The following is a 230-nucleotide window of genomic DNA, read 5'->3' on the forward strand; positions in this document are numbered from 1 at the left end:
GGCCAAGCGAGCCGTGGTCACTTTATTGAAGCCCGGGGCGCCCTCGGGTGTGCCCCGCTCGGCGCTAGTGGGAATGCCTGCATCACGGTCGCCCACCACGGGCACGTAGTCGTCGCCCTCTTCCAAATCGAAATAATTGAGCGACAGCTCGATATTCTGATTGTCGTCGATCCAGTAGCCTAACTTGCCGAACAGGTCGTAACTTTCGGAGTTTTGCAACTCGCCGGGGT

At 58.7% G+C, this 230-nt stretch carries 1 pseudogene; it reads right to left on the reverse strand.

The features are described 5' to 3' along the window. Positions 1-230 (reverse strand): annotated as a pseudogene (locus tag P8629_RS12835) (TonB-dependent receptor); the annotation flags it as partial.

Source organism: Hydrogenovibrio sp. 3SP14C1 (assembly GCF_029625905.1).
Classification (GTDB): Bacteria; Pseudomonadota; Gammaproteobacteria; order Thiomicrospirales; family Thiomicrospiraceae; genus Hydrogenovibrio.